22 protein-coding genes and 1 pseudogene are annotated in these 25,144 nt (G+C 70.1%); 10 read left to right on the forward strand and 13 right to left on the reverse strand.

Annotated features, from left to right (window positions below):
* Positions 1-26 precede the first annotated feature (26 nt).
* Genes D892_RS0105275 through D892_RS40460 form a run of 4 tightly spaced genes read left to right on the forward strand, consistent with a single transcriptional unit; the run spans position 27 to position 4,001 of the window.
* Positions 27-233, forward strand: a complete 207-nt coding sequence (locus tag D892_RS0105275; protein WP_024800238.1) for a heavy-metal-associated domain-containing protein — start codon at positions 27-29, stop codon at positions 231-233.
* Positions 233-1,147 carry a hypothetical protein gene (locus tag D892_RS0105280; RefSeq protein ID WP_024800239.1) on the forward strand — a complete coding sequence of 305 codons (915 nt, stop codon included), beginning with the start codon at positions 233-235 and terminating at the stop codon, positions 1,145-1,147. Before D892_RS0105275 ends, D892_RS0105280 begins: the two co-directional genes overlap by 1 nt.
* Positions 1,144-3,375 (forward strand): cation-translocating P-type ATPase, encoded by a 2,232-nt coding sequence (locus D892_RS0105285; RefSeq protein WP_024800240.1) that lies wholly within the window; start codon positions 1,144-1,146, stop codon positions 3,373-3,375. The genes D892_RS0105280 and D892_RS0105285 overlap by 4 nt, the downstream gene beginning before the upstream one ends.
* Before the next feature lie 44 nt (positions 3,376-3,419).
* Positions 3,420-4,001: an LpqN/LpqT family lipoprotein gene (locus D892_RS40460; protein WP_198036836.1), complete on the forward strand. Its 582-nt coding sequence runs from the start codon at positions 3,420-3,422 to the stop codon at positions 3,999-4,001.
* 60 nt (positions 4,002-4,061) lie between these two features.
* On the opposite strand, the gene rsmA is transcribed toward D892_RS40460, so the two are convergent.
* A complete protein-coding gene (gene rsmA, locus D892_RS0105295) occupies positions 4,062-4,943 on the reverse strand; it encodes a 16S rRNA (adenine(1518)-N(6)/adenine(1519)-N(6))-dimethyltransferase RsmA (RefSeq protein ID WP_024800242.1) in 882 nt (293 codons plus the stop codon).
* A 368-nt stretch (positions 4,944-5,311) separates the two neighbouring features.
* Here rsmA and D892_RS0105300 point away from each other — a divergent pair, with 368 nt between their 5' ends.
* Complete coding sequence (locus tag D892_RS0105300) at positions 5,312-6,076, forward strand: SDR family NAD(P)-dependent oxidoreductase (protein WP_024800243.1); 765 nt, start codon at positions 5,312-5,314, stop codon at positions 6,074-6,076.
* Positions 6,077-6,128: 52 nt separating this feature from the next.
* On the opposite strand, the gene D892_RS0105305 is transcribed toward D892_RS0105300, so the two are convergent.
* Both D892_RS0105305 and D892_RS0105310 read right to left on the reverse strand, forming a co-directional pair.
* A complete protein-coding gene (locus D892_RS0105305; RefSeq protein ID WP_024800244.1) occupies positions 6,129-7,256 on the reverse strand; it encodes a resuscitation-promoting factor in 1,128 nt (375 codons plus the stop codon).
* A gap of 219 nt (positions 7,257-7,475) precedes the next feature.
* Positions 7,476-8,309 carry a TatD family hydrolase gene (locus D892_RS0105310; protein WP_024800245.1) on the reverse strand — a complete coding sequence of 278 codons (834 nt, stop codon included), beginning with the start codon at positions 8,307-8,309 and terminating at the stop codon, positions 7,476-7,478.
* 58 nt (positions 8,310-8,367) lie between these two features.
* Here D892_RS0105310 and metG point away from each other — a divergent pair, with 58 nt between their 5' ends.
* Both metG and D892_RS0105320 read left to right on the forward strand, forming a co-directional pair.
* Positions 8,368-9,912: a methionine--tRNA ligase gene (gene metG, locus D892_RS0105315; RefSeq protein ID WP_051498999.1), complete on the forward strand. Its 1,545-nt coding sequence runs from the start codon at positions 8,368-8,370 to the stop codon at positions 9,910-9,912.
* A gap of 271 nt (positions 9,913-10,183) precedes the next feature.
* The gene (locus tag D892_RS0105320; protein ID WP_156959390.1) at positions 10,184-10,702 is read left to right on the forward strand and encodes a hypothetical protein; all 519 of its coding nucleotides are present in this window, start codon (positions 10,184-10,186) and stop codon (positions 10,700-10,702) included.
* Between the two features lie 67 nt (positions 10,703-10,769).
* Here D892_RS0105320 and rsmI read toward each other — a convergent pair whose 3' ends face one another.
* On the reverse strand, positions 10,770-11,621 hold the full coding sequence (gene rsmI, locus D892_RS0105325) for a 16S rRNA (cytidine(1402)-2'-O)-methyltransferase (RefSeq protein ID WP_024800248.1): 852 nt from the start codon (positions 11,619-11,621) through the stop codon (positions 10,770-10,772).
* 306 nt (positions 11,622-11,927) lie between these two features.
* On the opposite strand from rsmI, the gene D892_RS0105330 reads away from it, so the two are divergent.
* Positions 11,928-13,514: a dolichyl-phosphate-mannose--protein mannosyltransferase gene (locus tag D892_RS0105330; RefSeq protein ID WP_024800249.1), complete on the forward strand. Its 1,587-nt coding sequence runs from the start codon at positions 11,928-11,930 to the stop codon at positions 13,512-13,514.
* 9 nt (positions 13,515-13,523) lie between these two features.
* Here the strand turns inward: D892_RS0105330 and D892_RS0105335 are convergent, their stop codons facing one another.
* The gene (locus D892_RS0105335; RefSeq protein WP_024800250.1) at positions 13,524-13,883 is read right to left on the reverse strand and encodes a GntR family transcriptional regulator; all 360 of its coding nucleotides are present in this window, start codon (positions 13,881-13,883) and stop codon (positions 13,524-13,526) included.
* 6 nt (positions 13,884-13,889) lie between these two features.
* Complete coding sequence (locus D892_RS0105340) at positions 13,890-15,119, reverse strand: arginine deiminase (RefSeq protein WP_024800251.1); 1,230 nt, start codon at positions 15,117-15,119, stop codon at positions 13,890-13,892.
* Between the two features lie 161 nt (positions 15,120-15,280).
* Between D892_RS0105340 and soxR the strand changes: the two genes are divergently transcribed.
* The gene (soxR, locus tag D892_RS0105345) at positions 15,281-15,802 is read left to right on the forward strand and encodes a redox-sensitive transcriptional activator SoxR (protein WP_024800252.1); all 522 of its coding nucleotides are present in this window, start codon (positions 15,281-15,283) and stop codon (positions 15,800-15,802) included.
* On the opposite strand, the gene D892_RS0105350 is transcribed toward soxR, so the two are convergent.
* The 5 genes from D892_RS0105350 to D892_RS0105370 form a co-directional block, all read right to left on the reverse strand.
* Entirely contained in the window at positions 15,783-16,631 is an 849-nt protein-coding gene (locus D892_RS0105350) for an SDR family oxidoreductase (RefSeq protein WP_024800253.1), read from the reverse strand. The genes soxR and D892_RS0105350 overlap by 20 nt on opposite strands.
* A 128-nt stretch (positions 16,632-16,759) precedes the next feature.
* Positions 16,760-17,884 carry a glycosyltransferase gene (locus tag D892_RS0105355; RefSeq protein ID WP_024800254.1) on the reverse strand — a complete coding sequence of 375 codons (1,125 nt, stop codon included), beginning with the start codon at positions 17,882-17,884 and terminating at the stop codon, positions 16,760-16,762.
* 107 nt (positions 17,885-17,991) lie between these two features.
* Positions 17,992-19,809, reverse strand: a complete 1,818-nt coding sequence (locus D892_RS0105360; RefSeq protein WP_051499487.1) for a bifunctional diguanylate cyclase/phosphodiesterase — start codon at positions 19,807-19,809, stop codon at positions 17,992-17,994.
* 765 nt (positions 19,810-20,574) lie between these two features.
* The gene (locus tag D892_RS0105365) at positions 20,575-21,009 is read right to left on the reverse strand and encodes an effector binding domain-containing protein (protein WP_024800256.1); all 435 of its coding nucleotides are present in this window, start codon (positions 21,007-21,009) and stop codon (positions 20,575-20,577) included.
* A complete protein-coding gene (locus tag D892_RS0105370) occupies positions 21,006-21,449 on the reverse strand; it encodes a GyrI-like domain-containing protein (protein WP_024800257.1) in 444 nt (147 codons plus the stop codon). The genes D892_RS0105365 and D892_RS0105370 overlap by 4 nt, the downstream gene beginning before the upstream one ends.
* 232 nt (positions 21,450-21,681) lie before the next feature.
* On the opposite strand from D892_RS0105370, the gene D892_RS0105375 reads away from it, so the two are divergent.
* Positions 21,682-22,368 (forward strand): uracil-DNA glycosylase, encoded by a 687-nt coding sequence (locus D892_RS0105375; RefSeq protein WP_051499489.1) that lies wholly within the window; start codon positions 21,682-21,684, stop codon positions 22,366-22,368.
* Here the strand turns inward: D892_RS0105375 and D892_RS48355 are convergent.
* Entirely contained in the window at positions 22,351-23,157 is an 807-nt protein-coding gene (locus D892_RS48355; RefSeq protein WP_232236300.1) for a collagen binding domain-containing protein, read from the reverse strand. The genes D892_RS0105375 and D892_RS48355 overlap by 18 nt on opposite strands.
* Positions 23,158-23,325: 168 nt before the next feature.
* Positions 23,326-24,741: pseudogene (locus D892_RS48360) on the reverse strand (MFS transporter); the annotation flags it as partial.
* Between the last annotated feature and the right edge of the window lie 403 nt (positions 24,742-25,144).

The raw sequence follows: 25,144 nt of genomic DNA on the forward strand, positions 1-25,144 counted from the left end.
ATAGAAGACGAGCGAAGGAGTCGACCATGGCCACCAGCACCTACACCGTCACCGGAATGACCTGCGGCCACTGCGTGGCGTCGGTGCGGGAGGAGATCGGCAGGATCGACGGAGTCACCGGCGTCGACGTGGACCTCGCCAGCGGTCGCGTGCAGGTGGAGTCGGCCGCGCCGATCGCCGACGCCGAGGTCGCGGCCGCCGTCGACGAGGCGGGATACCAGGTGGCGAGCTGATGAACGACAGGCTGAAGTTCGCCGCCTTCGGCGGCGGGCTGGTCGTGCTGTTCGGGGCCGCGCTCGGCATCGGCGCCCTGGTGGGCGAGCCGGCCGCGCCGGCCGCCGAGCACGGCCACGCCTCGTCCGCGCGGCCGGACGAGGACACGGCCAGCGGCTTGCAGAGCAGCCGGTCGGGCTACACGCTGACCGACATCTCGGCCCCGGCCGAACCGAACCGTCCGGGCGTCCTGCGATTCCGGATCACCGGGCCCGACGGCAGGCCCGTCACGGCCTTCGAACCGCTGCACGACAAGCAACTGCACCTGATCGCGGTCCGCTCCGACACCACCGGCTACCGCCACGTCCATCCGGAACTCGGCCCGGACGGCACCTGGTCGATCGCGTGGAACTGGGCCGAACCCGGCACCTACCGGATCTTCGCCGACTTCTCCCCCGGCACGACCGCCGGCGACGGGCCCGGTGAACTGGTGCTGAGCCGGACGGTCGAGGTGGCCGGAGACGCGCCGCCGCATCCGCTGCCCGCCGTGTCGCGGACCGCCGACGTGGACGGCTACCGCATCGCGCTGGACGGCGATCTGTCCACGGCCGGAAGCGAGTTGCGCTTCACCGTGACCCGCGACGGCCGGCCGGTCACCGACCTCGAACCGTATCTCGGCGCCTACGCCCACCTGGTCGCGCTGCGCACGCCGGATCTGGAGTACCTGCACGTCCACCCCGAGGGCGACATCGGCACCACGCCGCCGGGGCCGCGGGTCGCCTTCCACGCCCAGGCGCCCGGCGCCGGCACCTACCGCCTGTACCTGGACTTCGCCCACGGCCGTGCCGTGCACACCGCGGAGTTCACGGTCGAATCGTCCACCGCCCCGGCCGTTTCGAGCGGCCACGAGGGGCACGGAGGAGACCACCGATGAGCGCGCCCACCGCACAGCACTCCGCCGAACTGGAGATCGGCGGCATGACCTGCGCCTCCTGCGCGGCCCGAATCGAGAAGAAGCTCAACCGGATCGACGGCGTGAGCGCGACGGTGAACTACGCCACCGAGCGCGCGAGGGTCAGCTTCCCGGAGTCGGTGACACCGACGCAGCTGATCGACACGGTGGTGGGCACCGGGTACACCGCCCGGCTGCACGAGACGGCCGAAACCGCACGGCAGGAGGAGGATTCGGCCGCCTCCCCCGCGACACAGCTGCGCGACCGGCTGCTGGTCAGCCTGGCACTGACCGTTCCGGTCATCGCGATGGCGATGATCCCGGCGCTGCAATTCCGCAACTGGCAATGGCTTTCGCTCACCCTCGCGGCGCCGGTGGTGTGGTGGGGCGGCGCCGCCTTCCATCGCGCCGCGTGGGCCAATGCCCGGCATGCCGCGGCCACCATGGACACCCTGATCTCGCTGGGCACACTCGCCGCCTTCGGCTGGTCGGCCTACGCGCTGTTCCTCGGCGAGGCCGGAATGCCCGGTATGAAGCACGGTTTCAGCCTCGCCGTCGATCGGGGCGGCTCCGCGTCCGACATCTATCTCGAGGTCGCGGCGGGCGTGATCGTGTTCATCCTGGCCGGCCGGTACTTCGAGACCCGGGCCAAGGAGCGGGCCGGATCCGCGCTGCGGGCACTGCTGGAACTCGGGGCGCGGGACGTCTCGGTCCTGCGCGGCGACACCGAGATCCGTATTCCCGTAGCGCAATTGCGGGTCGGTGAGCTGTTCCTGGTGCGGCCCGGCGAGAAGGTGGCCACCGACGGCACCGTGGTGGAGGGCAATTCGGCGCTCGACGTCAGCATGCTGACCGGCGAGTCGATGCCCGTCGAGGCGGGCCCCGGCGACACGGTGGTCGGCGCCACCGTGAACGCCGGCGGGGTTCTCACGGTGCGCGCCACCCGGGTCGGCGCCGATACCCAGCTGGCGCAGATGGCCGCGCTGGTCGAGGAGGCACAGAACGGCAAGGCCCCGGTGCAGCGGCTGGCCGACCGGATCTCCGCCGTCTTCGTCCCGATCGTTATCGCGCTGGCGGTGGGCACGCTGGGCTTCTGGCTCGGCACGGGCACCTCGGTGGCCACCGCGTTCGGGGCGGCGGTCGCGGTGCTGATCATCGCCTGCCCGTGCGCCCTCGGCCTGGCCACCCCGACCGCGCTGCTGGTCGGCACCGGCCGCGGCGCCCAGCTGGGCATCCTGATCAAGGGCCCGCAGGTGCTGGAGTCGACGCGGCGCATCGATACCGTGGTACTGGACAAGACCGGCACCGTCACGACCGGGAAAATGACTCTCGCCGAGGTGGTTCCGGGGGACGGCACCGAGACCGAGGAACTGCTGGCCGTCGCGGCGGCGGTGGAGCACGGCTCCGAACATCCCGTCGCCCGGGCGGTGGTCGCCGGGGCCAAGGACCGCGGCCTGTCGATCGATCCGGTCGAACAGTTCACCAGCCACGGGGGCAAGGGTGTGCAGGGGCTGGTCGGCGGGCGCGCCGTGGTCATCGGCCGCACCGAACTGCTCGACGACCGGTCGATCGCCCTGCCCGCCGCGCTGACCGAGGCGAAAACGCAGGCGGAGGAGGCCGGGCAGACGGCCGTCGTGGTGGCCTGGGACGGCACCGCCCGGGGCGTACTGGTGATCGCCGACGCGATCAAACCGACCAGCGCCGAGGCGATTTCGGATCTCCGGGCGCTCGGCCTGACCCCGGTCCTGCTGACCGGCGACAATGCCGCCGCGGCCCGGACGGTCGCCGACCGGGTCGGCATCGACGAGGTGATCGCCGAGGTGCTGCCCGGCGAGAAGCTGGACGCGGTGCGACGGTTGCAGGACCGCGGCCGGGTGGTCGCCATGGTCGGCGACGGCGTCAACGACGCGGCCGCGCTCGCCGGTGCCGATCTGGGCCTGGCCATGGGCACCGGCACCGATGTGGCCATCGAGGCCGGGGACATCACGCTGGTGCGCGGCGACCTGCGCACCGTGGCCGTCGCGATCCGGCTGTCGCGGGCGACCCTGCGCACCATCAAGGGCAATCTGTTCTGGGCGTTCGGCTACAACGTGGCGGCGCTACCGCTGGCCGCGGCCGGACTGCTGAACCCGATGCTCGCGGGCGCCGCCATGGCCCTGTCCAGCGTCTTCGTGGTCAGCAACAGCCTGCGGCTGCGCTCGTTCCGCTGAGCACCGGCTCCGCGCCGCGGCGGCGCATGGCAGACTCCCTACCCGTGACATCCGCCAGCGGCCCCGAAGCACCGCCCACCGTCGCCGAGTACCTGACCGCCGCCGGTGTGGCGGCCACGCCCGTCACGCCCGGCCATGCCGGTGCCCCGGTCGTCGCGATCGGGGTTCCGGACGGCTGGCGCGAGATGGCCGCGGAGAACTTCCCGGGCACCTATGCCGTCTGGGCCCAGCCGCCGGCCGACGGCTGGGCCGACAACGCCGTGGTGCTGATGCTGCGCCTGTCCCGGGCGGTGGATGCGGAGACGCTGCTCGCCTGCGGGTTCACCGACGCGCGTCAACTGCATCAGTGGCACGAGCTGGACACCCACATGGGGCGGTTCGGCGGTCATCCCTCGGCCGCCATCACGGGAACGTATGTCGTTGCGGCACTGACCCTGTGGGCCTACAACCGCTACACGATCGTCGACGTCGACGGCGACCAGTACCTGATCCAGCTGACCGTCACGACCCGCGCCGACCACGACGGCGCCGACGCCGACACCGTCGTCGCCGGACTCACGTTCGGTCTCCCCGCCGCACCCCGGGTATCCATGCCGAACACCCCGGCCACACCCGAACAGAACTAGGCTGGGAGCACCGTCGACGGAATAGGTCGAGCGCGTTGCGGTTTCGAATCCGGCGCGCCGTCAGAACGGCCGGGCCAGGCGGACGTAGGCCGCGGTGTCGAGGGTTTCGCCGCGGGCGCCGGGATCGATACCGGCGGCGACGAGGCGCTGTTCGGCTCGGGCCGGAGAGCCCGCCCATCCCGCGAGGGCGGCGCGTAAGGTCTTGCGGCGCTGGGCGAATGCGGCGTCGACGACATCGAAGACCCGCTGCCGGAACGCGGCGTCCTGCGGCCACGGCGGCTCGGTGAAGCGTTCGACCCGGACCAGGCCGGACTCGACCTGCGGGACGGGCCAGAACACCTGACGCCCCACGGCTCCCGCGCGCCGGACGGTGCCGAAGAAGCCGGCCTTCACGCTCGGAACGCCGTACACCCGCGACCCCGGCTCGGCCGCCAGCCGGTCGGCCACCTCGGCCTGCACCATCACCAGAGCCGTTGCGAGGCCGGGAAGTTCGGACAACAGCCGGAGCAGCACCGGCACCGCGACGTTGTACGGCAGATTGGCCACCAGCGCGGTCGGAGCGGCGGGAAGTTCGGCGGCCTCGAAGCGCAAGGCGTCGGCCTCCACCACCGACAACCGCTCGGCCAGGCCGGGGGCGCGATCGGCCACGGTATTCGGAAGATGCCGCGCCAGAACGGGATCGATCTCCACCGCGACCACCCGGTCCACCACGTCCAGCAGCGCCAGCGTCAACGACCCCAGCCCGGGCCCGACCTCGAGCACCACATCCTCGCGACCCACGCCGGCCGCGGAGACGATCCGGCGCACCGTATTCGCATCGTGCACAAAGTTCTGCCCGAGCTGCTTGGTGGGCCGCACCCCGAACCGCTCCGCCAGCACCCGAACCTCGGCGGGACCGAGCAGTTCGGCCTGACCGCGAGCGACGAAGGGGGGTTCGGGCACGCGGGACAACCTACCAAGGCATCCGTCATCGCCCCGCGTCCGCATCCCGTACCGTTCGGGCACGACCTGCGTGAACGAGTACCGCGGCGAGCCGGGCACGCCCGGAACACCGCCCGCCCGAACGGAGCGTGGCACGGCGGCAGCGGCAGCGGCAGCGGCAGCGGCAGCGGCAGCGGCAGCGGCAGCGGCAGCGGCAGCGGCAGCGGCAGCGGCAGCGGCAGCGGCAGCGGCAGCGGCAGCGAGGGACGATCCCGTACCCGAGCGCACCCCGGGACGGCACATTGACGCAAACTAGTACTCGTTCTAGTTTTCACGGGTACTGGTCGGTGGCACAGCGAGTTTCACCCACATGGTCGAAAGGACACGCAATGCAGCGCAGATACGACGGACGGCGAGTGCTGGTCACCGGTGCCGGGTCGGGCATCGGCCGGGGGATCGCCCTGCGGCTGCTGGCCGAGGGCGCCACGCTGGCGGCCGCCGATATCGCCGAGGAGGGCCTGAAGGAGACCGCCGAGGCGGCGGGTGAGCACCGGTCCCGGCTGGAGACCGTGCGGGTCGACGTGTCCAGCCCCGATTCGGTGCGCGACGCGGTCGGCACCGCCGTCGAATCCCTGGGCGGCCTGGACGTGCTGGTCAACGCGGCCGGCATCATGCGCACGGCGCATACCCACGAGATGCCGTTCGAGGCCTGGAACCAGGTGATCGGGGTGAACCTGACCGGAACCTTCCTGATGGTCCAGGCCGCCGTGCCGACGCTGCTGCAGGGCGACCACCCCGTGGTCGTGAACTTCTCCTCCACCTCGGCGTTCGGCGCGCACCCGTACATGGCCGCGTATTCGGCGTCCAAGGGCGGCGTGAACGCGATGACGCACGCCATCGCGCTGGAGTACGCCAAGCAGGGGCTGCGCGCGGTCAATATCGTGCCCGGCGGCATCACCACCGGCATCACCTCGAACCTGGAGACGCCGCCCGACGCCGATCCGAGCCTGTTCGCCCGGCTCATCGGCTGGCTGGACGGCGGCATGCTCGGCCGCCCCGAGGACGTCGCCGGCGTGGTCGCGATGGTCGCCTCCGAGGACGGCCGCTACATCACCGGCAGCGAGATCCGCGTCGACGGCGGCGCCCTGATGTGAATGCCCAGCCGATGACGCTCAGCCGATGATGACGCTCAACTGATGCCGACGCTCAGCTGATACCGAGGCGGCTCGTGCAGGCAGGCCAGGCTCCCCAGCCCTGCCGGGCACGGGTCACCTCGGCGATCGCGATCTGTTCCTCGCGGGTGGCGAGGTCGGCGCGCTGCGCGTACTTGCCCCCGCCCTGCCGCAGCCAGGTGTTCTCGTCGAACTGGATACCGCCGTAGAAACCGTTGCCGGTGTTGATCGACCAGTTGCCGTGGGATTCACACTGGGCCAGCGCGTCCCAGACCGCGCCGTCGCGCACGGGCGGGACCTCGGTGCCCGGCTTGGCGCCCTTGCGCACGGTCTTCGGTTCGGCCGGCACGATGACGGTATTCCCGACCGGATCCTTGCTCGCCTCTTTGCCGTTGACGATCGAGACCGCGAACGTCACGTCCTGCACCCCGGCCTTGCCCGGATGTTCGACGACGGTGCGGCTCATATTCATCGACTCGTCCTCGATGACGTTCTCCGGCGGATCCAGCGGCACCCGCTCCTGCCGGTTCTCCACGCGCTTGCGGGTCACGGTGATCTTCATTCCGTCCCGGAGCGCGGTATCGGCGGTGGGCTGCACCGAATCCTGGTCGGCCAGCGGCACCCCCTGCACCTGCAGCAGCTCGCCGACGGTCGGCGCGGCCATCCGGACGTACCCCGGGGCCTCGCCGTTATCGGCCAGCAGCACGGTGCGCGGGCTGGTGGCCGACATCGCGGCGCCCTCCAGCGGCAGCGGGGTCGGCCGCGAGGGCGAGACGAACACGTCGTCGGGGATGTTCAGCTGCGCGAGCGCGTCGCCGACGGTGGCGCCCGTGGTCCACACCGTCCGGGACCGTCCGTCCAGGGTGAGCGCCACCTGGCGGGCCCGATGCAATTCGACTGTCCCGCCGTCGAGAACGTCGGCATCCGCGGACGGCGAGACCACGTCCCGAGTGGTGACGCCCATCCCGGCGGCCTTGAGCACGCCGCGGACGTCCCCGGACATCGTGCTCAGGCTGGAGGTGCGGCCGTCTATCACGACGGTGACGGTCTTGCGGTCCACGATGGCCAGCGCGGCACCCACGATGAGCGTGACCAGCATCGCCGCGATCGCCGCGTACAGCAGCGGCGACCGCGAGGAGTTGATCCGCTGCAGAGCGGCGATCCGAAGGTCCGGCATGGTCACAATACGATAACGAGGGGGTCGGGCCCTGACAACCACACGCCGTGGAACAGGGGGTTTCCACATCACGGGTCGATATCGATCCCGCAGGCAGATAACGACGCGCGTAATCGTAGTGAACCCCAGCACACCCCGCACCCCGAACGCGAAGCATCGCTGGTGGGCAAGGCCCTCGGGGAAAGCCTCGGTGGGGTGCGGCGCCTAGAAGTACATGCCGTAGACGCGGGTGGCGTTGGCCGTCGTGATCTTCGCGAGTTCGGCCGGATCCTGCTCGCGCAGCCGCGCCAGGGCGCGGACCGTGTAGGGCAGGCAGTACGACTCGTTCGGGGCGCCGCGGAACGGATGCGGGGTCAGGTACGGCGCATCGGTCTCGACCAGGATCTGCTCGTCGGGCACGAGCTTCGCGGCCTCGTGCAGTTCGCGGGCGTTCTTGAAGCTGACCGTGCCGGAGAAGCTGAGCACATACCCCTCCGCGACGCAGGCCGACGCCATGTTCGCGTCGGAGGAGAAGCAGTGGAAGATCACGGTGTCGGGCGCGCCCTCGTCGAGCAGCACCGCCAGCAGGTCGTGATCGGCCTCCCGATTGTGGATCATCAGCGGTTTGCCGAGACGTTTCGCCAGGTCGATGTGCCAGCGGAAGCCCTCGACCTGATCCTCGATCTCCGCGCAGCCGTCGAGCCTGCCCGGCCAGTAGTAGTCCAGCCCGGTCTCGCCGACGGCGACCACGCGCGGATCGGCGGCCAGCTTCTCCAGCTCGGCCTTCGCCGCGTCGTCCAGCGCGTTCGCCCGGGTCGGATGCAGCGCGACGGCGGCAAAGACACGCTGGTCCCAGTGCGCGGCGCGGACCGCGAAGCGCGCGGCCTCCAGATCGTCGGCCACCGTCACCACCCGGCCGACGCCGACCGCGGCGGCCCGGTCCACCAAGGCGGCAACCGATTCAGGGTCCGTGGCGCCGCAGGCGTCGATATGCGTGTGCGCGTCCACCAGCGGGGACAGCGGTTCGGGCGGTTCGGGTGCGGGTCGGTTGCTAGGCATGATCACCGGGGATATTCACGCGAACGGTCGAAGGCACGCCGATTACAGTAGTCACATCATGAGTGAACGCCCCGCCTTCTACGTCACCACGGCCATCGCCTACCCGAACGGTGCGCCGCACATCGGCCACGCCTACGAGTACATCTCGGCCGACGCCCTCGCGCGCTTCAAGCGCCTCGACGGCTACGACGTGTTCTTCATGACCGGCACCGACGAACACGGCCAGAAGGTGCAGCAGGCCGCGCGGGCCGAGGGGGTCCCGGTCGAGCGGTACGCCTCGCGCAACTCCGATGTGTTCGAGCAGCTGGACAAGGCCCTCGACATCTCCTACGACCGGTTCATCCGCACCACCGACGACGACCATGTCGCGTCGAGCATCGCGATCTGGGAGCGGATGCGCGACAACGGCGACATCTACCTCGACACCTACTCGGGCTGGTACTCGGTGCGCGACGAGGCGTTCTACACCAAGGAGGAGACCACCGTCCGCGACGACGGCACCCGGGTGTCCACCGAGACGAATACGCCGGTGGAGTGGACCGAGGAAGCCAACTACTTCTTCCGGCTGTCGAACTACCAGGATCGGCTGCTCGACCTCTACGAGCGGCATCCGGAGTTCATCCTGCCCGCCACCCGGCGCAACGAGATCGTCAGCTACGTGCAGTCCGGGCTGCGCGATCTGTCCATCTCGCGCACCACCTTCGACTGGGGCGTGCCGGTGCCCGATCACCCCGACCACGTGATGTACGTCTGGGTCGACGCGCTCACCAACTACCTCACCGGCGTCGGGTTCCCGGATATCGAATCGACTGCCTTCCAGCGGTTCTGGCCGACGGATGTGCACATCATCGGCAAGGACATCACCCGGTTCCACACCGTGTACTGGCCGGCGTTCCTGTTGTCGGCCGGGATCGAGGTGCCGAAACGCGTTTTCGTGCACGGATTCCTGTACAACAAGGGCGAGAAGATGTCCAAGTCGGTCGGCAACGTGGTCGACCCGACGGCCCTGGTGGAGACCTACGGCCTGGACGCCGTGCGGTTCTTCCTGCTGCGCGAGATCTCCTACGGCCAGGACGGTTCCTACAGCCACGAGGCGATCGTCGGCCGCATCAACACCGACCTGGCCAACGAATACGGCAACCTGGTGCAGCGCAGCCTGAAGATGGTGGCGCGCGACTTCGATTCGGCCGTACCGCATCCCGGCGAATTCACCGCCGAGGATCGCGCACTGCTCGACCGCGCGAACGGCCTGCTGGAGCGCTGCCGCGCCGAATTCGACCAGCAGCAGATGCATCTCGCGCTGGAGGCCGTCTGGCTGACGCTGGGCGAGACGAACCGGTACTTCTCCGCCCAGCAGCCGTGGGCGCTGGCCAAGGCGGGCGAGACGGCCCGCGAGGGCACCGTGCTGTACGTGACGCTGGAGGTGCTGCGCATCGTCTCGATCCTGGCGCAGCCGGTGATCCCCGGCTCGGCCGGCCGAATCCTCGACCAGCTGGCCCAGACCACCCGCACCTTCGCCGCCCTCTCGACCCCGATCGAACCGGGCCTCACCCTCCCCGCCCCGGAACCGGTGTTCCCGAAGTACGTGGAGCCGAAGAGCTAGCCGGTGTGGCCGAGCGCCGGGAACCGAAGGTCTCCCACGGCGCTCGAACGGCCGTGTACCGCGCAGCCGAATGCCGCGTTCGCGAAGCCTTCGCCCCGACTCCGGCGCGAACGGATACCGACGGGTCCGTAAACTGCCTCTGATCTGGGAAAACAAGGGGGCTTGCAGTTCTGGCGGTTCGCGTTCGCCGCGCGCATGCTGAGGGGGCTCGGACGCCGGTGCTCTGCGGGGACACCCAGAACACGGCGCTAGAGGTCGGAAGGAAAATTCCATGCTCGGTCGAAGATCGCTTCGCGCAGCACGATTGGCCCTCGCACTCCTCACCCTGACCGCAGCGCTAGGTCTGACAGCAACGCCCGCCGGTGCCGGTGAGATCGCCGAGTCCTGGTCGTGGAACACGGCGCGGTTCTGGGAGACCGCCGGCTTCAACGACGACGGTGTCGAACTCAAACCCGGAGCCCACGACCTGCGGTCCGTCACCAGGGACTGCGTGGCCTACTGCTGGAGCGACTGGAACGACATGCCGGCCTCCCTGCACGTCGCGCCGGACACCTGGCTGACCGTGTGGGAGGACGCGAGACAAGGCGCCTGCGTGAGCTTCTGGGGCGGTGATCCCTTCGTGCCCTACGGAAAGACACCCGGCCGCGCGTGGGACAGCCTCGCCGGCATCGCCGCCGGCGGGTCGTCGGGCAACTGGGTGGGACGCATCACCTACGCGGTGGTGACCCCGGTGTCCGGGTACGAAGAACGCCCGATGACGGAGTGCCCGGAGGCCGTCTGGTTCGGCTGATCGGAGAACGCGGGCCGGGTGCCCGGATCGCCGGACGAGGCACCGGGCACCCGGCACCGGAAACGGCTCACCGCTGCGCGGCGGTGCGGGCGGACAGGACGGCGTCGTAGAGTTCGCGGCGGGAGGCGCCGGTGGCCGAGGCGACTCGGGCGCAGGCGTCCTTCAGGCGCATGCCGTCGGCGACCAGGTCCTCCACCTCGTCGACCAGATTCGCCGGATCGGCCGAAACCGGTTGGGCGCCTTCGAGAACCACGGTGATCTCGCCGCGCGCGCCGTCGGCGGCCCAGGCGGCCAGCTCGGCCAGCGGGCCCCGAACGACCTCCTCGTAGGTCTTGGTCAGTTCGCGGCAGACCGCGGCGCGGCGGGCAGGGCCGAGCACCTCCACCGCGTCGGCGAGGCAATCGGCCAAGCGGTGCGGGGCCTCGAAGAACACGACGGCGCGCGGCTCGGTGATCAGCGTGCGCAGCCACTGCTTGCGCTGACCCGACTTGCGCGGCGCGAAGCCGTCGAAACAGAACCGCTCCATCGGCAGACCGGACAGCGCCAGCGCGGTCGTCACCGCGGACGGCCCCGGCAGGCACGTCACCGGCAGATCGCGCTCGACGCACGCCGCGACCATCCGGTACCCGGGATCGCTGACGGACGGCATCCCGGCGTCGGTGACCAGCAGCACCGTATGCCCGGCCTCGATCTCGGTGAGCAGCTGCGGAATTCGCGCGGCCTCCACATGGTCGTAGAAGCTCACCACCCGGCCCGAGATCTCCACCTCGAGCGACTTGGCCAGGGCCCGGGTGCGCCGGGTGTCCTCGGCCGCGATCACCTCGGCCGACCCCAGTGCGTCCCGCAGCCGCCGTGAGGCGTCCCCGGCGTCGCCCATCGGCGTCGCCGCCAGTATCAGGCGCCCGGCCTGCCCGCTCATCGCACTCCCGTCCACCGGTCCCGTTGTCACGTGCACCCCGCCGTCGTCCCCATCAGACAACACCACCGGAACACGCCATCCACCAGGTACCGCCGGCAACGGACCACGCCCACGGCGCGGGCACTCGGCCCGACGATCACGATCCGCCACGAACGGCGACGTCGCCGGCCCGCCGAGTCGGCAATATCAGAACCTGATACCGCACGTCACCACGGCACAGCGCAGCCCCACCCGAGCGCGGGGGCGTCGCTGCCCGCACCTCACCGCTGCACGGGCACGACAGGTGTAGCGCATACGATCGTCGGCGTGACCCAGCTGACCGACGCGCGACCGGCGAGCGACGCGGGCCCCGCACTATCCAGCCCGGCGCCCCGGCGCCCCTCCCCCGACGGCGGCCCTACCGACCGGGCGCGCGGCTGGCTGGTCACCCTCGTTCTCACCGCTCTCGCGGTCGTCACGCGGTTCCTGAATCTGAACTATCCCACCGACGCCGGCACCCCGGTATTCGACGAGAAGCACTACGCGCCGCAGGCCTGGCAGGTGCTCACCGGCGGCGGTGTCGAGGACAATCCGGCGTACGGGCTGGTGGTGCATCCGCCGGTCGGCAAGCAGATGATCGCGCTGGGTGAGGCGCTGTTCGGCTACACCAGCTGGGGCTGGCGGTTCGCGGCGGCGGTGTTCGGATCCCTGCTGGTCCTGCTGGTCGTGCGGATCACCCGGCGGATGACCCGCTCCACCCTGCTCGGCGCCATCGCCGGCCTGCTGCTGATCGCCGACGGCCTGACATTCGTGTCCTCCCGGATCGGCATGCTCGACATCTTCCAGGCGCTGTTCGTCGTCGCCGCATTCGGCTGCCTGATCGTCGACCGGGACGACGTGCGCGACCGGCTCGCCCGCGCCGACGCCGCGGGCCGCGCCGCGCTGTCCGAGTTCGGGCCGCGACTGGGCGTGCGCTGGTGGCGTTTCGGCGCGGGCCTGCTGCTCGGCCTGTCCTGCGGGACCAAATGGTCCGGAATGTATTTCATCGCCGCCTTCGGCCTGATGTCGGTGTGCTTCGACGTCGCGGCCCGGCGCGCGTACGGGGTGCGGCGGCCGTGGGTGGGCACCGCCGTGCGCGATGTCGGGCCCGCGCTGGCCGCGCTCGTGCTCGTGCCGCTGCTGGTCTACCTGGCCGCCTACTGGGGCTGGTTCGCCGCCGAGGACGGCTACGACCGCTACTCGGTCGGCAACGCGATCGGCGCCGGCGGCACCTGGTCCTGGATTCCCGACGCGCTCCGCTCGCTCTGGCACAACCAGGCCGAATCCCTGAAATTCCATGAGGAGCTGACCAATTCGGCCGGCAACCACCATCCGTGGGAGTCCAAGCCGTGGTCGTGGCCGATGGGCCTGCGGCCGATGCTCTACTACTACGCCGACAGCGGCGTCACCGGCTGCGGTCAGGCGGTATGCGTGAAGGCGGTCATGCTGATCGGCACGCCCGCGCTGTGGTGGGTCTCGCTGCCGATGCTGGCCTGGGCGGTCTGGCGCACCGCGACCCGCCGGGACTGGCGCTACGCCGTGGTCCTGGTCGGCTACGGCGCCGCCCTGCTGCCCTGGTTCGCGACCCTGGACCGGCAGATGTACTACTTCTACGCCGTCCCGATGGCGCCGTTCCTGGTCATGGGCATCGCCCTGGTGCTGGGCGACATCCTGGGCCCGGCCCCGTTCGTGCGCACCACGGCCGGACAGCGGTTCCTGGTGTGGTCCGAACGGCAACGCCTGAACCTGCTGCTGGTGTGCCTGTACCTCGGGCTGGTGGTGGCCAACTTCATCTGGCTGTGGCCGATCCTCACCGCCCTGCCGATCACCGTCGGGAACTGGCACGACCATCTCTGGTTGCCCAGCTGGCGGTGAATCGGCCGGCTACTCGTTGAGCGCGGCGCGCACGTAGTGCATCGCCGCCTCGTCGTCGAGCCCCAGTCTCCTGATCACCGCGACGTATTCGGTCGCCGCCCGCCCGGCCTGATCGCGGGTCGGATCGCCGGAGGAGGCGATGAACGAGCCCAGCCGCCCGCGGGTCTCGAGCACGCCGTCCTGTTCGAGTTCGCGATAGGCCCGCGCGACGGTGTTCGGGGCGAGCCGCAGGTGCGCGGCCAGCGCCCGCACGGTGGGAATCTTGGTGCCGGCGGTCAGCTCACCGGAGCGCACCCGCGCGACGATGCCCTGCCGCAGCTGCTCGTACGGCGGCACCGCGGAATGATGGTCGACCGGGATGTCCAGCACCGCACCTCACCCTTCGTCCCGGGACAAGGGGCAGGACAGGCAGCGCGGACCGCCGCGCCCGGAACCGAGTTCGGAGCCGGAAATGGTCAGCACCTCGATGCCCGCGTCCCTCAGCCGCGCGTTCGTGTTCTCGTTGCGCTCGTAAGCGACCACGACGCCCGGAGCGAGCGCCAGGGTGTTGTTGCCATCGTCCCACTGTTCCCGCTCGGCGGTGACGCCGTCCAGGCCGGTGTCGATGACCCGCAGCTTGTCGATGCCCATCGCCTCGGCGGCCGCCGGCAGGAACGGCTCCGGGCCGCGCATCCGCACCGAACCGTCGTCGCGGGTGCCGATGGTGAACGCGCACAGCGAATCCCGCACCGCCTGGTACATCACGACCGCATCGGTGTCGACCATGGTGCACACGGTGTCCAGGTGCATCGTCGCGCGGTCCTGCGCTATCGGCACCACCAGCACGGTATGTGCCAGCTCGTCGTCGAACAGGCTGCGCGCCAACGCTTCCGCTCCGGCCGGCGAGGTGCGCTCGCCGACCCCGATCGCCACCACGCCGGGCGCCAGCAGCAGCACATCGCCGCCCTCCATCGGCGCGGTGTGTGATTCGTAGGCCCGCCGCACCCCGAGGAAGCGCGGATGGAAGGCGTAGACCAGGTCGGTCAGCGAGGTCTCGCGCGCCCGGGCCGGCAGCGCCAGCGAGGTGATCGCCACCTTGGCGCCCACCCAGAACGAGGAATCGCGGGTGAACAGCAGATTCGGCAGCGGGTCGATGACGAAGTCGGTGCCGTGGTGCATCCGCCGCACCAGCGAGGTGCCCGGATCGAAGGGCAGCTCGTCGAAGGTCATCCCGGCCGTCAGAATGGTGGCCAGCTGTTCGGCGTCGGCGACGCCGAACAGGTAGGACTTCAGCTCCTCGGCCAGGGCGTAGCCGATGCGGCGCGCGTCCACCGCGGCGGTGATCCCCATGCTGCGGCCGGGGCCGCTCTGCGCCAGCGTCTGCACCAGCAGATCCCGCAGCAGCAGCACCTCGACGCCGCGCTCGCGCAGCACGCCGGCGAAGGTGTCGTGCTCCTGCTGCGCCCGCTCCACCCAGGGAATCGCGTCGAACAGCAGCTGATCGTTGTTGCGCGGAGTGAGCCGGCGCAGTTCGTCCCCGGGCCGGTGCAGCAGCACCGTGCGCAGCGTGCCGACCTCGCTTGTCACGGAAAACGGTCGCGCCGACGGCACAGCCTCTGCTTCCATAACATGACCGTAGTCATCCGCCGCCGCCTTGGCACGGAATTCGCTGGGTGTGCGCCGCCACCCCCGCTCGCTCGGCCGTCGGCGCGCACCGCGATGATGGGTCCGCCACCCGTTCGGAGAAAACGACGGCACCCCCGCAATACCTCAAGTATTGTTGAGATATGCCGCACACCACCTGGAACACCAAGGAACTCACCCCCGGGCAGCTGTCCGAACGCAGCGGGGTCGCGGTGTCGGCGCTGCATTTCTACGAGCGCGAGGGCCTCATCAGCAGCAGACGCACCAGCGGCAATCAGCGCCGGTATTCGCGCGAGACGCTGCGCCGGGTGGCGTTCATCCGGATCTCGCAGCGCGTCGGCATCCCGCTCAGCGAGATCCGCAAGGCGCTGGGCACGCTGCCCGAGGGCCGCACCCCCAACCGCAAGGACTGGGAGCGGCTCTCGACCATCTGGCAGGTGGACCTGGATCAGCGCATCGAGCAGCTGACCAGGCTGCGCGACAGCCTCACCGGCTGCATCGGCTGCGGTTGCCTGTCGCTGGCCAGCTGCCGCATAGTCAACTTCCACGACAAGCTCGGCGACGAGGGCCCGGGCGCCCGGGTGCTGGACGTGAACCTCAACTGCACGGCCGACCCGTACTCCTGCGGCAAGCCGGCGGAGCAGATCAGCGCAGAAAACTGTTGAACAGATCGTTGGCGCGGCGCATGACGAACTCGTACGGTAACGCGAACTTACGGGCCCACCAGTAGCCGAACCGGACGTCGAACGAGGTGTGAATCATGTAGCGGTTCTTCTGGATTCCGCGCATGATCTGCTCCGCGGCCTGTTCCGGCGGCACGGCATGATGCTGGAAACGCTTGACGTAGCGCTGAACTCGCGGATCGTCCCGGTCCACGCCGACGATCTCGATGGTCTCCACCAGATTCGTGTTGACCGCGCCGGGCACCACCAGGTGCACCGTGATGCCGTGCCGCGCCAGATCGAACCGCAGCACCTCGGACAGTCCGCGCACGCCGAACTTGCTGGCGCTGTAGGCGGCGTGCCAGGGGAACGCGAGCAGCCCGGCGGCCGACGACACGTTCACCAGCGCCCCGCCGCGCCCGGCACGCACCATCGGCGGCACGAAGTTCTCGATCACGTGGATGGGGCCCATCAGGTTGACGTCCACCATCGAGCGCCAGTGCCGGTGCTCGAGATTCTCCACGGTGCCCCAGGCCGATACGCCGGCGATGTTCATCACCACGTCGAGGCTGCCGTGCTGCGCGTGCACCTCGGTGGCGAATTCGGTGACCGCGTCGTAATCGCTGATGTCGAGGGCCCGCGAAGCCAGCACCTTGGCGCCCGCACACTCGATGGACTCCACCGTCTCCGCCAGGCCGTCGGCATCGATATCGGTCAGCACCAGCTCGGCGCCGGCCCGGGCGGCCGCGAGCGCGGTCGCCCGCCCGATCCCGCTGGCCGCGCCGGTGACGAGGGTCTTCTTGCCGCTCACGGACTTCAAGCGATCGCGCACGCCATTCCTCGATGCTGTGGTGGTGGCGGCACCGAACCGGCCGGGGATCCTCCGGCTACGGCGCCTGACGTTTTCAGTGCTGCCGTGGAGCATACGGGTTGTGGGCGATTCGGGTTCGACGCGCGGGGTCACCGACCACTGAGCACCTCCAGCATCCCGGCGACCGCGGCGGGCCAGGTGAACTGCTCGGCCCGGGTGCGCGCGGCGCGGCGGCGGTCGCGCGGCGGCAGCGCGAGCACGTCGGTGACCGCCTGCGCGAACGACGAGGGATGATCGTCGGCCACCGCACCGCACTCCCGGGTGACGATATCGGCCAGCGCCGAGGAACGGCTCGCCACCACCGGAGTGCCCGCCGCCAGCGCCTCCAGGGCCGCCAGCCCGAACGTCTCGTGCGGCCCCGGCGCCAGCGACACGTCCGAGCTCGCCAGCAGTGTCGCCAGCCGGTCGCGATCGTCGATGAACCCGGTGAAGTGCACCGCCGGACGCCCGTCCGGCAGCGGCGCGAGGCCGCGCGCCCGGCGCTGTAGCGACTCCCGCCGCGGCCCGTCGCCGGCGACGACCAGCCGCACGTCCACACTCTCGCGGCGCAGCGCGTCGACGGTCTCGATGCTGCGATCGACCCGCTTCTCCACCGACAGCCGCCCGCAGTGCACCAGCAGATGCCGCGCACCGAGCCGCTCCCGCAGCCCGCCGTCGTGGCGCAGCGGGCTGAACATGTCCAGATCCACCCCCAGCGGCACCAGCGCCACATTCGGCGCCTCGATCCGCCCGAACTCCGCACGCGCGAATTCCGTTGTGCAGACGACGATGTCGTAGTCGGCGGCAGAATTCCGGTTGGCCGCGTCGGCGGCCCGCCGGGCCATCGGGCCGGGCAGCACCTGCCCGAACAACCGGTCCAGCCGCTCGTGCGAGATCATCACCCCGGCGATGTCGCGCCGCCGCGCCCAGCGCCCGAACCCGCGCAGCGTCAGCCGATCCGAGACCTCCAGCACGTCCGGCCGCAGGCCGGTCAGCACGTCCGCCACCCGCCGTGGATCCGCGGCTCGGTACCCACCGGTCCACGGAATCGCCAAGGCGGGCACGGTGATCCGGCGCACACCGGTGCCGAGGGTCTGCTCGCCCCAGCGCGCCCCGGGCACTATCAGCACCACCTCGTGCCCGGCCGACACATATCCCGCACCGAGATGGTGCAGGGCCGTGCGCAGCCCACCGGAGCGCGGACCGTAGAAGTTCGCCAACTGAACGATGCGCACGGGCCGATCGTCTCCGGGTCCCGAACCGGGCAGGCCAACGGGGGATGAACGATGGCGGAAGGATGGGATAAACGGCCGATTTATGCCGCACCCCGGCAAAACCGCGGTCAGATCCGGTTGGCACCCCGGGAGACCCGGGGAAGTTCGAGATCGAGCGGAATCCGCCCCAGCGCCAGGTGCGTCTCGACCTCCTCGGCGGGCATCGGCCGCGCGATGAGGAACCCCTGTGCGCGATAGCAGCCGAGGCCGACCAGCGTGCGGGCGGCGACGGCGGTCTCCACGCCCTCCCCGACCACTCCCAGCCCGAACGAACCGGCCAGCCCCACTATCGATTTCACGATGGCGAGATCGTCGGTGCTGACCCCCAGGCGCTGCACGAAACCGCGATCGATCTTCACCGCGTCCACCGGCAGCGCCTTGAGATGCGACAACGAGCTGTATCCGGTGCCGAAATCGTCGATGGCGATCTGCACACCCATCCGCTTGAGGCCGCGCAGTGTGACCTGGGTGCGCGCCAGGTCCTGAACCACCACGTGCTCGGTGATCTCCAGGCATACCGAGCTGCCGTCGATACCGAAGCGGCGTAGCTCGTCCTCGATCCGCTCCACGAAATCGAGGCTCACCAGCTGCACCGGCGAGACGTTGATCCGGATCACCACATTCGACGCCAGCCCGCGCTCGCGCCACTGCGCGAACTGCGCGCACGCCGAGCGGATCACCCAGCGGCCCAGCTCGCCGGCCAGATTCGTCGCCTCGGCCACCCCGACGAACGCCCCCGGCGGTAGCAGCCCGCGGGTCGGATGCTGCCAGCGCACCAGCGCCTCCAGCGCGACGACCCGGCCGGTGCGCAGATCGACCTCGGGCTGATAGTGCAGCAGCAGCGAATTGTCGGCGACCGCGCCGCGCAGGTTCAGCTCCACGTCGTCCTGCAGTTCGAACTGCGCCCGCATGGTGTCGGTGAACACGGCCACCCCGTCGCCGCCCCCGGACTTGGCCGACAGCAGGGCGTGATCGGCGCGGCGCAATACGTCGGCGACCGTCGTCTCCCCCGGAATGCCCAGGGCCACACCGACACTCGCGCCGCGGCTCACCGACTCGCCACCCACCGACACCCGCCGGATGATCAGCTGGTGGATCCGCGTGGCCTCCAATTCGGCGGCCACCGCGTCCATCGGCTTGGCCGGCACGATCACGAATTCGTCGCCGCCCAGCCGGGCGATCATGTCGTTCGGATCGAGATGTTCTTGCAAGCGCATGGACAATGTGCGAATAAAGTTGTCACCCGCGGTATGGCCCAGGAAATCGTTGAGCGCCTTGAGCCGATCGAGATCGAGAAAGAACGCCGCCACCGGCCCCGGGCTACCGGGCCGCAGCCGCTCCTCCATGTGCTCCAGCAGTGCCCGCCGGTTGGCCAGGCCGGTCAGGTCGTCGTGCAGCGCGATGTAGCGCAGCCGCTCCTCGGCGACCACCCGGGCCTGCAATTGCCCGAGCAGTGCGGCAATCGCCTTGAGTACGTTGATTTCCCGGGTGCTCCATTCCCGGTCGCCGAGCTTCATGAAGCCGAGCAGCCCGGTCGGCTCGCCGCGCGACATCAGCGGCACGGTCGCCGAGGTCACCCCCGCGATGCCCGACGAGCGCCGGATCGTCTCCTGATAGTCGGCGAACTCCGGGACCGGCCGGACGATCAGCGGCTCGGTCAGGTGCTCCATCGCGCGGAACACCGAATCGGCCTCGTCGAAGTAGACGACCTCGAGCGGATCCGGATCGGGCACGGACGGGCGCCGGGGCCACTCGGCGAGCAGCACCGTCGCGCGACGCTCCCGATCGGTGTGCCGGACGTAACTGAAATCCACGTCGAAATACTCGACCAGCTTGGCCAGCACGCGTTCGGTCGCCGCCACCATCGTCGTGGCGTCGACCCCCATCAACTCCGCGGCGACCTGCGTCACCAGTGAGTCGAGCGTTCGCCGAGGCACCTTGTCTCCGATCGTGCTATCCGCGGGTGTCCGCGCCCCGGCCCAGCGGACTCCCGTCACGGACGGTCGCACCCGGCGCGCGGCTCGGACGAAGTACCAACGTCATACTCAGTTGTCCAGGCACCCCCGGCAGGTCGCTGAATCCGCCCTGAAGTGACGCTAGTGTATCGGCGTATTCCGGTGAAATCGCGACGAGTTCGCTGCGACGCCACGAGTAACCGTTGTCAATATGCATACCGGCGCGGCATCCCCGATCTCCGTGTCCGTGCAAACGCCGCGTGCCGACATCCGGCAACCGCCCCGGGCACTTCCGGCACGGGGTGCGCCAACGTCGCTCGCAACTCCACAGCATTTGCCTCGTATGTCCGAGTGTCCCACCGAATCGGTGTGTGTCGGAGGCCATCGCGGGCTCGCGGACCCACGGCTGTCGTCGGGCCGACCACGCTGGCTTCGACAGTCATATAGTTCCTACTCCGTTGCTGCGCGGTGCCGCGCGACTATCCGGGCCGCCCCACCCGACCGGACGGTGTCCGGCCATCGGGGATATGGCCGCCTAGGCAGTATCCGTCATCTGACCGGAATTGACCAGACGTCTGGCAAATCTTCCGAAACCCGAGTGTGCAGTCCGAAATCTTCCCAGGTCAGAGGATCGTCGGCAACATCCGGTCGAAACCTAAAGACCAGTCGGTACACATCAGGTTACCGAGCGGCTAACTAGACCAGGATGGCGATCAGTAGTTCCACCTCGGCCGGTCCGCGCCAGATCTCGATCTCTTCACGATAGGCCCGCGTGATCTCCGCCGAGGCCGTCGCGTCGTCGACCTGGGCCCATACGTCCTCTACCGGATCGTGATAATCACCGTTGGGCTCGAAACGCGCATACACGCCCTTGGGCACCCGAATCAGCACGTCGCCGACCGGCACCGCATCGGGGGCCGGGTAGTCGTAGCTGACCAGGACGTTGTAATTGCCGGCCGGATCGGGAACGTACACCGTGTACAGCGGATGATCGGCGCCGTCGCGGTCGCGCAACCGATCGCGCAGGAATTCGATCAGCTCGCTGTTGCTGACCTTGAAACTCGGACGCACCCGCGGCACCACCAGACCGCCGTAGACCGCTTCGTCGCGCACCACGATCGAATAACTCATGACACCTCGACCGCCAGGTACAGATCGATCTTGTAGGCGTGTGGGTAGCACTCGAAATCCCCCGTGAACGTCCGCTTGATCTGCTTGTGCTCCTCGGCGTAGGCGATCTGGGTCCACAGGTCGGTCATGATCTGCGGGAAATTGCCCACCGAGGAGAACCGCGCGTAGCTGCCGCGGGGCAGCCGCGCGACGATGTGGCCGCGGGTGACGTCGTCGAATGCCTTGCACTCGTAGCCGACGATCTGGGTGTTGAAGGTGTTCAGCTCGGCCGCGTAGTCGGTGTAGGCGGATGCCAGCGGGCCGCCGAGGTCCTGGTGCAGGACCGCGGCCCAGGCGGCCTCCAGATCGTGGTCACGCAGTTCCCCGAGCGCGCGTTTGGGGCTTCGCACCGGTAGCCCGGCGACCCACGTCTCGTCCCGCTCGACGATCTCAAACTGCATGGGTGAAACTCTCTCGAGGTGATCGAGTGGGGCAGCGCGCAACCAGGGGCTGCGGCGCGTGCCGTCCGGCCAGGAAGGTCATGCTATCAACCCGTCGGGTGAGAGATCGGCGACACGACCCCAGCCGGGCATGGCGGCCCGAATCCACTGGTCCCGCGCCGATGCGCAGATCCCGCGCGCCGCCCTCGCGCGACGTGATTGAGTGCCTGATGTGTACCGCACCCTGGACGAGATGGACGCGGCGCTGGCCGACTGCCGCGCCTGCCCGCGCCTGGTCGCCTGGCGGGAGCAGGTCGCGCGCGAGAAGCGGGCGGCCTACCGGGACGAAACCTATTGGGGCAGGCCGGTGACGGGCCTCGGCCCGGCCGATGCCCGGCTGCTGGTGGTCGGCCTCGCGCCGGCCGCGCACGGCGGCAACCGGACCGGGCGCATGTTCACCGGCGACCGCAGCGGCGACGTCCTGTTCGCCGCCATGTACGCCGTCGGGCTGACGAACCAGCCCACCGCCACGCATCGCGGCGACGGCCTCCGGCTGCTCGACACGCGGGTGACCGCGCCGGTGCACTGCGCGCCGCCGGACAACAAGCCCACCCCCGACGAGCGCGACCGGTGCCGGCACTGGCTGGTGACCGAACTCGGGCTGCTCGCGCCCACCGTGCGCGCGATCGTAGTGCTGGGCGGCTGGGGCTGGCAGGCGCTGCTGCCCGCACTGACGTCGGCCGGCTGGCAGGTGCCGCGGCCCCGGCCGAAATTCGGGCACGGGGTGCGCTACGAGATCGCCCCGGACGGGCCGGGGCGATCTTCGCTGCACCTGTTCGGCTGCTATCACGTCAGCCAGCAGAACACGTTCACCGGACGGTTGACCCCGGCGATGCTGGAAGACGTTTTCGCACAGGCGAAGTCAGCGGCCGAACGCTGACGCACCCGGCCCGGAGCGCCCGTTGTGCCCGGCGAAGCCGCCGACCGGCACCGCCTCCTCGTGCCCCAGTTCCAGGTCGACGGAGTCCAGATCGTCACCGCCGACGCTCACCCGCGTCGTGACCGGTGCGTAGCCGCTGGCGACCACCGTGTAGCTGCCCTCGTCCAGGTTGCCGAAGCTGTAGGTTCCGTCCGGTCCGGTCGTCACCGTGTCGACCACGTTGCCGTGCGAATCCGCCAGTGTCACACGGGCATCGTCGACCGGCGTGCCGTCGAGCACGTGCACCACGCCGCGCAACCGGATCCCCGGGCGCAGCACGACGTCCAGACCGGTCATGCCGGCGCCCGACACCCGCACCGGCATCGCCGTGGGATGGAAACCGAGCGCGCTGACCGCCACCGTGAACTCGCCCTCCGGCAGTTCCTCCAGGCCGTATCGGCCGTCGAGATCGGTTGTGCCGGAAGTCAATACCTCACCGCGCAGATCCAGCGCCGACACGTGCGCGTCGGGCACCGGGGCACCGTCGCCGGCCCCGGTGACGGTGCCCGCCACACCGGCCATCGCGGCCATCGTCACATCCCAGGACACCGGCCGGTCGCCGAGCGTCACGGTCGAGGCGTCGGGGCGCCGCCCCTCCGCCGAGGCGATGAGCACATACGAACCCGATGCGGGCGCGGTCAGCTCGTAGTACCCGTCGGGCCGGGACAGCGCGCGGCCCAGCTGCTGGCCGGACGTCGAGATCAGCGTCAGCGTGGCGCCGGGGACCGCCGCCCCGCGGGCGTCGAGCATGCGGCCGAACAGCACCGGCCCGCTCACCGCGGGCGCCTCCGCGCCGACGCCGCGTGCCGCCACACCGTGGGGGGCGGCCACCGGCTCGGTCGCGTCGTCCGCGGGCACGTGCGCCGCGACCGTCACGGGCTCGCGGTCGGCGTCCGCCGCGTGCTTCGGACCGGCCTCGGCGGCGGCCCGGCGCCGACCCGGAATGAACAGGGCGATGACCCCGCCGACCGCGGCGACCCCGCAGCCGATCAGCAGGCCGACCCGGAAGCCGTCCTCGGTCGGGATGGAAACGCCGCCCAGCGTGGTGCTCATCTGCGCCAGCACGGCACCCGTCACCGCGGACGCCACCGACGTGCCGATCGAGCGCATCAGGGTGTTGAAGCTGTTGGCCGCGGCCGTCTCCGACTGCGGCACCGCGCTCATCACCAGGGCGGGCATGGCGCCGTAGGCGAATCCGACGCCGATGTTGATGATGAGCGTGACCGCCAGCAGTCCCCAGGTGGTGCCCATCAGCGCCATCGAGGAGCCGTAGCCGGCGGCGATGATCACACAGCCGACGATCAGGGTGATCTTGGGGCCGGCCAGGGCCGACAGCCGCGCCCCGATCGGGGACACCGCCATCATCATGAGTCCGGCCGGGGCCATCCACAGGCCCATCGCCATCATCGTCTGCCCCAGGCCGTAGCCGGTGGACTCCGGCAGCTGGAGCAGCTGCGGGACGATCAGCGACTGCGCGAACATCGCCATGCCGACCACGATCGAGGTCATATTGGTGAGCAGCACCTGCGGCCGCGCGGTCACCCGCAGGTCGACCAGCGGCTCACAGATCCGCAGCTCCCAGAGGCCCCACAGCAGCGCCAGCACGACGGCCGCGGCGAGCAGGCCGAGGGTGAGGCCGCTGGTCCAGCCCCAGCTCGAACCCTTGGACACCGCCAGCAACAGGCAGATCAGGGCGCTGCCCAGGCCGATCGCACCGAGGATGTCGAAGCGGCCGTGGGCGCCCTTGGGCGGGGTGGCCGGAATGAGGGCCAGGATCGCCAGCCCGGCGACGACGGCGAGCCCGGCGGCGGTCCAGAACAGCACGCGCCAGTTGCTGTACTGGATGATCGCGGCGGCCAGCGGCAGGCCCAGCGCACCGCCGATACCGAGCGACGAGCTGATCAGCGCGATCCCCGAGCCGAGCCGCTCCGGCGGCAGCAGATCGCGCAGCGCGGCGATGCCCACCGGGATCAAGCCGACGCACATCCCCTGCAGGGCGCGGCCGATGACCATCGGCCACAGCGACGACGAGAGCGCGCAGATGACCGATCCGACGGCCAGCGGCACCACCGACGCCAGCAGTACCTGGCGTTTTCCGTACATATCGCCCAGCCGGCCGGCGACCGGGGTGGTCACGGCGCTGGCGAGCAGGCTCGCGGTCACCGCCCAGGCGGCGTTCGAGGCGCTGGTGTGCAACAGCGACGGCAGCTGGCCGACCAGCGGCACGACGAGCGTCTGCGTCAGCGACGCGACGATCCCGGCGAATGCCATCACCGCCAGGATCCCTCCCGGGTGTTTGGTGGGTTCTGTTTGCTGCACGCCGATCTCCCTCATGGCCCCAAATATTTGATGTGCATCATGCACATTACATGTATAGTGCATAATGAAGGCGGTCGGGTGCAACGCGAGTGATGGACATCTCACGCACCGTGGACTGCGTATGTGGATGAACGCCGCATTACGGACAGATCTGGGCGGGCTGCACGCCACGGATCCCGGCGGTCGCGAGTCCATTCGTGGGCCGTCGGAGTGACCGAAACTCACCGGCTCCGGCCGACGGTTCGGATCACGATGGCCACAGACACACCTGCACGTCGGCGGCCACGACCGTTGTCGAGCACGGACAGGTCGCGGGAATCGGTGCGCCTGCGGTAGCCGGCCTCGGATAAGGCGAGGCCCGCAATCCGGCCCCTACTCGGATCGGCAAGTGACACAAGGTTTCCGGGCAGCACCGGCC

The organism is Nocardia sp. BMG51109, assembly GCF_000526215.1.
Taxonomy (GTDB): domain Bacteria; phylum Actinomycetota; class Actinomycetes; order Mycobacteriales; family Mycobacteriaceae; genus Nocardia.